The organism is Rosistilla carotiformis, from assembly GCF_007753095.1.
Lineage (GTDB): Bacteria > Planctomycetota > Planctomycetia > Pirellulales > Pirellulaceae > Rosistilla > Rosistilla carotiformis.
Genome location: NZ_CP036348.1, coordinates 4,535,492 through 4,547,671 on the forward strand (window position 1 = coordinate 4,535,492; position 12,180 = coordinate 4,547,671).

A 12,180-nucleotide genomic window follows, 5' to 3' on the forward strand; every position below is an offset into this window, starting at 1 on the left:
CACCGGCCGTATCGCCTGGGATTCAGGATCCTTTGACTCCGTTTGCGATGCGATTGCCAATCTCTTCGTCCACGTTTCGCCAGTAGGTGAACGCACGTTCGAGTACCGGATCGGTAACGCCCGCCTTCAGATGGCCAACCACATTGGAAACCAATCGATCGCGCGATGCGTCATCCATCACCTCTCGAACGAGCGTGCCAGCCTGACTAAAGTCATCGTCGTCCTTTCGCAGCGTATAGGCCGCGCGGGTAAACTCGCCGTCGGCAGCCCAGGTTGTATCCTCGGGATAGCGCTCGCAATCCGCCGCCGGACCACCTTTCGAGTTCGGTGCGTAAACCGGATCGGAGACGTTTTGCGTTCGACCTTGTCCATCCTTGCTGTAGCTGAACACCGGACATTGCGGAGCGTTGACCGGAATCTGTTTGTAGTTCACGCCGAGTCGATGCCGGTGGGCATCGGCGTAAGCAAACATGCGGCCAAGCAACATTTTGTCTGGGCTGATACCGATCCCCGGCACAAGGTTGTTTGGCTCGAATGCCGCCTGCTCGATCTCCGTATGAAAGTCGGTCGGATTGCGGTTCAAGGTCAGACGACCGACTTCGTGAAGCGGATAGTCGTCGTGCGGCCAAACTTTGGTCAAATCGAAAGGGTTCAGCCGATAGGTCTTGGCCTCCTCGAACGGCATGATCTGCATCTTCAGTGTCCAACTCGGATACTCTCCTCGCTTGATGGCGTCAAACAGATCGCGTCGGTGATAATCGCCATCGGCTCCTGCCAAGCGATCGGCTTCGTCTTGGGTGAGAAAGTCGACTCCTTGGTCGGTCTTGAAATGATACTTGACCCAGTAGCGTTCTCCGGAAGCGTTGACCCACATGTAGGTGTGGCTGGAGTAGCCGTTCATGTTTCGCCAGGTCTTGGGAATTCCGCGATCGCCCATCAACCATGTGACTTGATGAGCCGACTCGGGCGACAATGACCAGAAATCCCATTGCATATCGTGGTCGCGCAGACCGTTGTCAGCGCGTCGCTTTTGCGACCGGATGAAGTGCTGGAACTTCATCGGATCGCGAAGGAAGAAGACGGGCGTGTTGTTCCCGACCATGTCGTAATTGCCTTCGCTGGTGTAGAACTTCACCGAAAAGCCGCGCGGGTCACGCCAGGTGTCGGGGCTCCCACGTTCGCCGGCCACGGTGGAGAACCGAATCAACGTGTCGGTCTTCGTCCCCGGTTGGAACACAGCCGCCTTGGTGTAGGCACTGACATCGTGGGTCACTTCAAAATGCCCAAACGCCCCGGAACCTTTCGCGTGCGGTTGTCGTTCGGGAATGCGTTCACGATTGAAGTTGGCCATCTGCTCGATCAAATAATGGTCGTGCAGCAAAATCGGGCCATTGGGTCCGACAGTCAACGAGTGCTCGTCGCTTGCGACGGGGCAGCCCGCATCCGTTGTCGTCGGCTTCGAGTCGTGCTTGTTCATCCTGAGAGTCCTTTGTTTTGGGAGTACTATCGCGCGACCGATCCGCCGGCCGGAGCTGCGTGAACGAACCAATACAAGTCACTGACTTCGTGGATCAGGTCGCGAGTCCCACAGCACGGAACTCGTGACATGATCCACCACTCATTGCAGCACCTATTGTTCCGCTGGTTGTATTGACTGATCCAATCTATCACACCTTCATCCGCTTCGGGCGAGTTGCCGCAACGGCTATCTCGGATTACCGCGTCATTTGCGTTCGACGTCGCGCTCGCCAGGACCGATGCGATGGAAGAACGCCAATAGAACCATGCCAGTGAACGGACGGCGAGCGATGTAGATTCGTATTTGTGATGTCGTCCACCACGATGGACCACATCGCCCCCAGGGATAACGACGGCAAAGATTTCCAGCACCGCGCAGCGGAGACCGTCAAGCCGAACGTGTTTCAGCCGCGGTCATGGGCTAAACGGAAAAAGCAACGGCACAATGGCGATTGTCGCGATGAGAATCAGCAGTTGAAGCGGGATGCCTACTCTTAAGAAGTCTCCGAATCGATAGCTCCCTGCACCAGCGACCAAAGCGTTAATCGGCGATGCAACGGGCGTGGAAAATGCCGTCGACGCCGCTAACGCGACACCCATCAGCAATGGATAGGGCGAGACGTCAAGCTGCGCGGCAAGTTCGAGTGCAAGCGGTGCGATCAGGACACTGGTCGCGGTATTAGAGATCGCTTGACTTAGAACCGAGGTCACCACGAAGAGCAACAACAGAAGTATCCACGGACTCGTCAGGCCAGGGCTCTCCACAATCGCGTCCACCACCAAATCGAATGCCCCGGTCTTATCGAGCGCGGTCGCCAGCGGCATGACGGACGCAATCAGCACAATGCTCTGCCAGTTGATGCTCTGGTAAGCATTCGTTCCACGAAACGCTCCAGCAATCACCATCAAAGTCGCAGCCACGAGCACGGCGGTTACGTTTTCCGAGAGTCCGGTACTCATCGCAATCAGCATTCCAACCAGTATGCCGATGACCCAGTAGGCAACCGGCTTGAGCGGCGCGTCTCCTTCTTCGGCTTGCTCGCTGACCAGCAAAACATCGTTTCGCGATTTCCCAAGTCGCTTCAACGCGCTCGCATTGGCCGCGACCAGCAACGTATCACCAGGATGCAGCGGCGTGTCCGATGTCCGAGTGCTGACAGGTTGGTTTCCTTTGCGTAGCGCCAGCACCACCGCCCCATACACACGAAAGAAATCCAAATCCCGTACGGTCCGGGCGACAAATTTCGAACGCGGCGGAATGATGAGTTCAGCTAGATGGACGACCTTTGGCAAGCTCGCCGACGTGGTCACCATCTCGACCTGCCCTTCGCGGATCAGTTTCGCAATGGCTTCCTCGTTCGCCGACTTAATGAATAGCGTATCGCCAACATGTAAAAGCGTTTCAGGAGAGCATTTGCGTACAGTCGCCGACCGCACACGGGATCGAAACTTATCGGGCGTGGAAACGGCCAGCACGTTGACATGAAAGGTGCTACGGAGGCCAAGTTCGCGAAGCGTGCGCTCGGCGAAGTTCGATCCGCGTGGGATACGGATTTCGCAAATTTGTCCGTCGACGCCATAACTGTGAATGAGTTCCGGACGTGACACGAGACCTTGATTTCGGCCAGCGACTGCGGGAGTGGTCGCTTGCGCTGGCAGCAAACGCGTGCCCAGGGTACACATAAAAACAATGCCGAGAGCCAGCATCAGAAGTCCGGCAGGGGCAAATGAAAAGAATTGAAAGGTCTCCAGTCCCGCGCCCCGTAGCTCCTGATTGACGACCATGTTGGGCGGTGTACCGATCAGCGTCAGCATGCCTCCCAGCGAAGCGGCAAACGCCAAAGGGATCAGCAACTTGGACGGCGAAACTTCGGCGCCGCGACAGAGACTCAGGACAACCGGCAACATCACCGCGACGGTCCCGGTCGAACTGAGAAATGCCGAAAGCAACGCGCTGGCGAGCATCACGGCGACCGTTAGCCGGGTCGTGGAAGTACCGCCAAGTCGCCCTAACCACCTGCCCGCGACATCGGCGACGCCAGACTCCAGGATCGCTCCCCCCACCACGAAAAGTCCCGCGATCATTAAGACCAGCGAGTTTGAAAATCCCGCGGTTGCTTCCGCTGGTGAGAGGATGCCCGTGAGCAGAAGCGTCAACATCGAAACAAATGCAACCAAGTCCATCCGGAAACAGTCAAGCACGAATGCAATGATCGTCGCCAGCAGAATACACGTCACTATCCAGATGTCAGTAGTCATCTGAAGAGATTAACGCCCTGGATCGAATTGCGTAAGAGCAAGCCAGAGAACCAAACAATATGCGGCACTTATCCGCAAAGCTGGTCGACGTCATCTGTCGCAAAGAAGCGTACCATGACTGCACTGGAGATGCCGATGCATTCTACGCGTTTGCGTTTCATCACCTGCCATCATATGCAACCGCCCGGTGAACAGAGCGGTCGACCGCTGGTCGAACGTCGCACGGACTGGAGAGTTAGCGTGGACGTCTTGGTGCCCGGTGAGCGATGACGAAACGTACCATCCCAGATGAGGTGCAGTAAGAAAACCGCGCGATGTGGATTGCGTGATAGGGAGCGTGTGGGTGAATGGAATCGCCTGCATTTGGACATGCTCCAATTGCCGCCGGGAATTGACTTGTCAAATCCAAGAGAAGACACTTTGGACGGGAACGGAGTTCGATTCGTTGCCACCAAGGGATCAGCGTTCGGTTTGCCGGCCGTGGTCTCTTGTTTTTATAGGTGCAAACCTCGCCACCAAGAGTGGCAGGCCGCGCGATTGAAACCAGTGCCACTGACCGACAGTCCGTACGGCATCCGCCATTCCATTGAGAGGATTCAACATGATCCAGTTCCCTGCCACGTCGACGCGTGTTTCTGGAACGTCCGGTTGCCGCCGAACATTCCCACGTCGTTTGCTACACCGAATGACGACACTCGTTGTTCCGACGCTTGCAGCCCTGTTCGCACAAACCCTTTTCATGTCGTCACTTCGGGCCCAGTCAAGCGACCGACCCAACGTGCTTGTCATCCTGACCGATGATCAGGGATGGGGCGATCTAAGCGTCAACGGCAACACCAACTTAAGCACTCCCAACATCGACAGCTTGGCCCGCGATGGGGCCAGCTTCGATCGCTTCTACGTCTGCCCTGTCTGCTCGCCGACACGCGCTGAATTTTTGACGGGGCGATACCACGCGCGAAGCGGAGTCTACAGCACATCGGCCGGCGGCGAGCGAATGAATCTCGACGAGCGGACGATCGCGGAGACCTTCCGCGACGGAGGCTACGCGACCGGAGCGTTTGGGAAATGGCACAACGGGATGCAGTATCCCTATCATCCCAACGGCCGCGGATTCGATGAGTATTACGGTTTTTGCAGCGGTCACTGGGGCGATTACTTCAGCCCGCCGTTGGACCATAACGGACTGATCGTTCAAGGCGACGGCTTCTGCATCGACGACTTCACCAACAAAGCGATCGCGTTCATGGAGTCGAACGTGAAGCAGAACAAACCGTTTTTCACCTATGTGCCGTTCAACACGCCGCACGCCCCGATGCAGGTTCCCGATCCGTATTGGGATCGCTTCAAAGACAAGCCGCTGGCGATGCGGCACCGCGATCCGCAAAAGGAGGATATCGATTTCACCCGCGCCGCGTTGGCGATGTGCGAAAACATCGACGACAATGTCGGCCGCATGTTGGCCAAGCTGGATCAGTGGAAGATCGCCGACAATACGATCGTGATCTACTTCTGCGATAACGGCCCCAATAGCTGGCGTTGGAACGAAGGGATGAAAGGGCGTAAGGGAGCGACCGATGAAGGAGGCGTTCGCTCACCGCTGTTTATCCGCTGGCCCAAAAACATTCCAGCGGGGAAACAAGTTACGGAAATCGCCGCGGCGATCGATCTCTTGCCGACGCTGGCCGAATTGACCGGGCAGAAGGTGGGCGGTTCGAAGCCGTTGGACGGACGTTCGCTCGCACCGCTGCTGACCCGCGACGACGCCGACTGGCCCGATCGCAAGATCGTCTCGCATTGGAAGAACCGAGTCAGCGTTCGCAATCAACGCTTCCGATTGGACAATCGCGGAGAGTTGTTCGAGATCGCGACCGATCCGGAGCAACGCGTTAACGTTGCAGAGAAGTTCCCCGAAGTCGTGTCGGAGCTTACAGCGGCCGCCGAATCCTATCAAACCAATGTCGCCGCCGGATACGACGACGACCGACGCCCCTTCCCGATCGGGCACGCGGATTATCGGTACACGCAAGTCCCCGCCCGCGATGCGATCTACAACGGGAAGATAGTGCGATCCAATCGCTTTCCGAACTGTTCGTACCTAACGAACTGGACCCGCACCGAAGAATTCATCTCTTGGGATGCAACCGTTGGCGCCAGCGGCATCTACGAAGTGCAACTGCATTACACCTGCCCCGCCGAAGATATCGGATCGACGATCGAACTGTCCTTTGGCGACAGCAAATTGACTTGCAAGTTGACCGAAGCCCACGATCCACCGCTGCGAGGCTCCGAGAACGACCGCGTCAAACGCCCCGAATCGTACGTCAAAGATTTTAAAGTCGTCACGCTGGGGCGGATCGAATTAGCCGAGGGTCCCGGCCAATTGAAATTGAAGGCGTTGGAGATCCCCGGCGATCAAGTGATGGATTTCCGGCTGCTCTTCTTCACCAAGATTCAATGATCGCCGCCGCGAGATTTCCAACGCGGCAATGCGATTGAATCGGCTAGTTGCCGTTTATTTACGAGACCGTTCGGCGATCACCTTGAAGTACGCTTTGATTTGATCGCTGTACTGGCTCGCAAATTCACTGCGATTTCCGGCAGTTGCGTTCTCCACGTTTTGTTCACGCAACTTGCCCCAGTCGCTGCCGCTGCGATCGACCTTACCAGCCGCGAGGGCTTGATCGGACATCTGATCCAGTTCAGCCCCTTCTCCTTCGGCAACGGCCGCTTCGCCAGGAGGTGTCGGCGGACCTGAAGGTTGTTGGTTTTCGGAGCGGCGTTTCGACATCGCCGCGGCCTGGTTGGCCGCCATTTCGGCGATGCTAGGCAACGCCGCACTCGGCGTCGACGTGGGTTGGCCCGACTGACCCGAAGGCTCCGATTGGTTGGCGGCTGCCGCAATCGCTCGATCGAGATCGTCTAACATCTCCGCCAAACGTTGGCCTCGGGCTGCCGTGGATTCATTCGGCCGGGACGCTGTTGGCGATTGGCCCCCTTGGCCAGCAGGCGGACTTGCCGACGCGGTCGCCTCTCCGCTGGGTGAACCCGCCGCTGATGCAGGCTCATCATTCGCCGGGGAATCGCCCGTCGGTGATGCGGGCGGCGGGTTGCCCGATTCTCCCGCGGGCGCCTTGGCCGATGCGGTTTGACCGGCAGGCGGTTGACCTGTGGGAGAAGCTTCGTTGGCTTGATTCCCGTTCGACGGATCGGCAGGATCGTTAGCGGGTGTCGCCGCGGATTCCGCTGTCGAGGGATTCGTTTCCGAAGGGCTCGCGTCCGATCGTTGTTCAGCCGCCGCTTTGGCAGCCTGTGATTGAGCCAACATGTCGGCAACGCCTTCGGCTTGCTCGCCGATCGCGTCCCGCGCCTGCTGGATCGCTTCGGCAGCTTGCGCCGCCGGCGTGGCCGCATCTCCCTCGGGTTTGTCTTCTCCCTTGCGAGCTTTTTCCGCTGCCTGAGCCGCCTTATTCTCTGCCGCAGCGATCTGGTTCTCCGCCACTTTCGCGACCTCTTGAGCCGCTTTGTCCAACTTCGCCGCCGTCGCCGGGGATTGATTCATTCGTTTTTCGTGGCGTGCTGCCCGCGCTAGGTCTTCCGATGCGACCTGGACGTCCTCACCAAGACTCTCTTGCTTTCGCTGAGCCGCTTCCAGTTCGGGAACCGTCGAGGCCAATTGCTTGTCATCGATCGCACTATCAGCGACCGCTTCCATCTTTTGGGCCATCTGCTCGATCATCTCAGCCGACTTTTCCGCGACCCGCTGCGCCAACTGCGCCGCCGGATTGGCCGCATCGAATTTTCCCAAATCCATCTTTTCCATCTGCTGCTTGCTTTCGCTGGCCGCCTTTTTACGCTGCTTGGCATCTTCGCTTAATTGCTTCTCCGCCTCAGCGACTTTCCGTGTCTCTTCCACGCGTCGTCGCGTGTTTTCGGCATTCTCTTGATGCCATTGGCTATCGGGATATTTTTTCGCCTCCTGCTCGGCCGTGGCCGCTTCGCGTTCTTGATTGCGGAGATTCGCTTCGGCGCTACGAATGCGTTGGTCCGCCTGACGCTGATAATTATCGGCGTGCTGTTCCGCCTGACGTGCTTCCTGAACCATCCGGGTTTTCAATTGTTTCGCATCGTTCTCGGCATCGCGTTTCATTCGATCCTTTTGTTTCTGATCGGAAACCTCGTCGTCGGCCGCTTGCTTCGCTTCCTGTGAGACCTGCTTGACCGATTCCATCGCCTCTTGAAGCTTCTTGTTCACATCAGCAGCCGCCTGTTGCATCTCGCTCAACAGGTTGTTCTCCGAAAGTTGTCGCGCCTCGTTGGCTGCGGATTGCAGTTGTTCGCGAGCCTGGTTCGCCTTCTCGGCGGTCTTCGGCTGATCGGCCCGCTTCGCTTGATTATTGGCCACCGCAAGCATCCGATCGGCCACCGCCGCGGCTTCGCGAGCGACCTGTTGCAGGTCTTGCTGCAGCTTTTGTTTCTCCGCTCGAATCGTGGGATCGGATCGCTCCAACGCCCGCCGCGTTTCATCCTCTTGCTGTTTCGCAAAGTCCAACGCCTGCAGTGCTTGCGCCGTCGCTTCGGCCGCGATATCCGACAGCGCCGCCTGCATCTCGGGGCTCTTCTGAAGCTCTCGCTCCAATTGAGCCAACAACTTTTCCTGTTCGGATTCAGCCCGTTCAGCGATGTCACTCAACCGCTCCAACCGCGCGTACTCCTTCGCCAACTCGCGTCCGTTGGGCAATTCGGTTTCTGCCTGCCGAAGCGCTTCACGACTCTCGGCGACATCCTCTCCCGCGTCCAGTTTTTCAAAATGCTCGCCGACCTGATCTAAGGCGTCGGCCAGTTGTTCCTGTTGTTTCGCGGCTTCCTGCAACGCTTCGGCTTGCTTGCTGGCAGCGGGGGATTCCGCAGCGGCCTGCAATTCCTGAGCACTCTTTTCCGCCGGCTGTTGGATCATGCCGATGCTGTCGTCGGCGTCGCGAGCGCGCTGGCGACCTTCCTCTTCCATCAGGTCTTGGTTGCTGGCGTCTTCGGCAAGCGCCGCCAACAACGCCTGCAGCTCCTCGGTCAAACTCTGTTGCTCCTCCTGCAACGCCTCCAATTTTTCCTGACGCGCCGCCTCGGTCGCTGCTTTTTCGGCGGCCTGTTCTGCGGCGGCTTCGGCCGATTTTTCCTCCGCCTTGGGTTGCTGTTCCGCCTTATCCGCTTCCGCTTTGGCTTCTTCCGCTAAGGCCGCCGTTTCTTCTTCCAGCTGGCGAGCCTTGTCGGCGAGCGTTTCGGCCAACTGAGGAATGCTTGGGATCAGGTCGGCGATCCGTTTCCGAGCGTCGGCCATGATCGGCGCGATCTCGACAATCCGTTCTTGGAAGCGATTGACCATCGTTTCGACACCGGTGGCCGCCGAGACGACTTCACGCCGCCAACGCCGCATCGTGATCATTTGTCCGGCTTTGTCGAGCGGTCCGCCCCAGCGTAGTTCGTTGATGCGATGGACCACTTCGTCGGGATACCGCGCGGATTTTGCATCGGCCGCGGCGATTTCAATCTCTTTCGAAATCCCGTCCCACAAGCGAGGCCCTTCGATTCGCGAAGCGAAGGACTGCGAATCCCATCGCTCTTCAGCTAACAACTTTCCGGCCAACGGTTGCGCCGCGGCAATCCGATGTCCCGCCTCCAGTTGGCGAAACGCATCGCGGATGATCCGCATGTGTTCCAGTGTCTGTTGGGTTTCAGTTTCCGAAGCCGCTGCGTCCCATTGCGTAAAGACATGGTCGATCGCCCGCTGCAGCAGACTCAAATCGGCCACCATGCTGGGCAACGGATCGGGACGCAATTCGTTCGCCTTGCGACGGTCGGCGACTTGATCGCGCATCGAAGCCAACCGCCAATCGAAGGCATCGCGTTGCAGTCGATTGGCTTCGGTGGCAACGGCAACGTCGTCGGAGTCTTTCGCAACCAGCAACTTTTCCTGCGTCTGGGCGAGTTCCTGCGCTTCGCGGATGGTCAGGTCGATCGGATCGGCCAGAGACCGCGTCCGTTGGGCCAGGTCACGCCGCGCATTGCCCAGATGTTCGGGAAGGCTGCCGTCAGCCATCGATTGACTCAAACGACTGTGAAGTTCCTGCGCAAACTGTTCGGTCACACGTTGCAACGGACCGTGATCGTCCGCATTATCCAACGCCAATTGCATCTGTTCTCGGAACCGAGCGACCATCTCTTGGACGCCGCGATAGGTCCGTTCGGTCGATTGACGGATCCGTGGAGCATGTTCTTCCATCAAGTCTTCTAACGCGTGAACGTAGTTGATGGCAACCTGTTGATGACGGCGAAGTCGCGTTTCGGAGAACCGATCGCCCGAATCGATGAGCGCTTGCTGCAGTTGATAGATACCGTCGAGATCGATCGCCACGCCGGCCATCAAATCATGCGAGACAATCGTGCGAAAGCGATCATCCAACCAACGCGCCGTCTCGCCCGCCTGTTTGAAGTGATGGTGATAGTGTTTGTAACGGTCGGATTTGATCTTGCCATCGGATTCGACAACGTTCATCACAGGGATAAACGACTTCAATTCCGCAGCCAATTCACGCTGGATTTGAGACAACATCCGCAGGGTCAATTCCAAGTCGTAAGCGTCCAACCCCGCTGGAATTTTGGGCATCAGCGTCGCCACGACGGCGGCGGCGTCGGCCGTTTCCTGTTCGATTTGGTTCGCAATATCCATTAAGGCGACCTGGTCGGCCGGTGAGAGCCGCCGTGTCTCCTGGTTGCGTTTGAAAATCTCTTCGGCGTTGTCCGAACGGGTCGTGACCGCGATCGCCAGCTGGGCAAGTCGATCGGCCACGAACGCTTTGACCGTCAATGCGTCATGGCGGTTGGCATCGAAGTCATCCGAAGTGATCACAATTTTCAGAGGGACCGATTCGCCGCGTTGTCCCTTGCGGTCGATCGCAACCATTTTGGTCGAGACCGTATCGCCGCTTTTAACCTTCAACGCCAAGAGATCCATTTCCCAGTTCTTGGTGACCTGCGCAGCAGGTGTGATCTCAAGCGGCGTGGCGATCCAACGCCCGCCGTTGACCGAGACCATTTGACGCAAGGTATCGAGCGGAAGGTCGTCTTCCGCCATGGCCATTAGCGGCACGATGTCGTTGGCCGGACGCAGCAGCGTCGTTTCCTGCTGCTGCAGAAAACCAACGCGTGGGATCATATCGGGTTCCGGGCGGATCTCGTATTTCGGGCTGAACGTGTTTTCGAAACCGGTCTCCTCCGATTCCAGAAGGACCTTAAACACGCCGGCTTGGCGGATCGGAACGGTCGCCGCCAGCAAGCCATCCTCGCGCCGGATCGCATCGATCGTCCAAAGGTTGTCGGTCCCCAAGGTCTCAATCACCAGTTGAGCTTTCGTGACCGGTTGATCGGTCCCAAGCAACAGATCGACTTGCGTTCCTTCCAACGCGATCAGATCGCCGTTGGTCTCGGTGATCGTTTCGTCTTGCAGTTGCGTGTAATCGGGATAGTGATAGATCTTTTGAAACGCTTCGACACGTGGCCGAGGACGCGATTTCAGCGAGTAGTGCCGCGTGATCGCATCGCCCGCCAGAATTCGGTAATCGACGCGTGGATCGCGAACGGTGATGTTGGCCGCAAATCGCCGCTCCCCTTGAGCACGCATCATCTGACGATTCAGTCCGGTCGATTCGCTGTACGATTCCAACGTGACCTCATTGACTTCGGGCCCCGACAATTCGACAACGACGCCCACCGTCTCGCCGCGAGGAACGATCTGCGACGCGGGACTCGGTTGCAGCACGCGGACCTTCGTGTTCGAAACCCGATCCAGGTTCGCCCCAGGAATCATCGCCCGCGTGATCAATTGCCGAAACGACCAACCCGGCATCGACACCAGGATTCCGAACAGGCACGCGATCGCAATCGCACCGACCAACCAACGCCCGATTAAACGAACGGGCAACAGGCCGCGGACATCGACACTGCCGATGTTCCTGGCGACTTTGTCTTGCAACAACTGACGGAACTGGCTCGATCCGTTCGACGCAGCCTCCTCTTTCGACAGCTCGACCGCCGCCAGAAGATTCTCCCGCAACTCGGGCTCGGCCACTTCAAAACTAGCCGCTAACGACTCGGGATCTTGCGGTGCGAACCATCGCCGCAGCGAAGTCCACCAAACCAAGCCGATGACGATTGCATAAGTCGCAAGGCTCAGTCCCCACCGCGTTCCGCTGGACAGGATCCACATCCAATCGATCACAGCGACCAACGACATCAGAACCAATAGGCTCACGATGCCGACGCAGACGGCGCGAAGGATCAGTAAGCGTTTTTGGCGGCTTCCGAATTCCGAAAGCTTCGCCGCGGTTTGTGGGCTCAGATTCGACATCA

4 protein-coding genes are annotated in these 12,180 nt (G+C 58.0%); 1 reads left to right on the forward strand and 3 read right to left on the reverse strand.

The annotated features are described in order from the left end of the window. Positions 1-22 precede the first annotated feature (22 nt). Positions 23-1,477: a catalase gene (locus Poly24_RS16435; RefSeq protein WP_145097647.1), complete on the reverse strand. Its 1,455-nt coding sequence runs from the start codon at positions 1,475-1,477 to the stop codon at positions 23-25. Between the two features lie 455 nt (positions 1,478-1,932). Next, positions 1,933-3,777 (reverse strand): SLC13 family permease, encoded by a 1,845-nt coding sequence (locus Poly24_RS16440; RefSeq protein WP_145097650.1) that lies wholly within the window; start codon positions 3,775-3,777, stop codon positions 1,933-1,935. 739 nt (positions 3,778-4,516) lie between these two features. On the opposite strand from Poly24_RS16440, the gene Poly24_RS16445 reads away from it, so the two are divergent. After that, on the forward strand, positions 4,517-6,238 hold the full coding sequence (locus tag Poly24_RS16445) for an arylsulfatase (protein ID WP_197451961.1): 1,722 nt from the start codon (positions 4,517-4,519) through the stop codon (positions 6,236-6,238). A 54-nt stretch (positions 6,239-6,292) separates the two neighbouring features. On the opposite strand, the gene Poly24_RS16450 is transcribed toward Poly24_RS16445, so the two are convergent. Next, on the reverse strand, positions 6,293-12,178 hold the full coding sequence (locus Poly24_RS16450; protein ID WP_145097653.1) for a hypothetical protein: 5,886 nt from the start codon (positions 12,176-12,178) through the stop codon (positions 6,293-6,295). Positions 12,179-12,180 lie beyond the last annotated feature (2 nt).

Coding starts and splice junctions, on each gene's coding strand:
- Poly24_RS16435 (WP_145097647.1), bottom strand. CDS start 1,477: ATGAACAAGCACGACTCGAAGCCGACGACAACGGATGCGGGCTGCCCC.
- Poly24_RS16440 (WP_145097650.1), bottom strand. CDS start 3,777: ATGACTACTGACATCTGGATAGTGACGTGTATTCTGCTGGCGACGATC.
- Poly24_RS16445 (WP_197451961.1), top strand. CDS start 4,517: ATGTCGTCACTTCGGGCCCAGTCAAGCGACCGACCCAACGTGCTTGTC.
- Poly24_RS16450 (WP_145097653.1), bottom strand. CDS start 12,178: ATGTCGAATCTGAGCCCACAAACCGCGGCGAAGCTTTCGGAATTCGGA.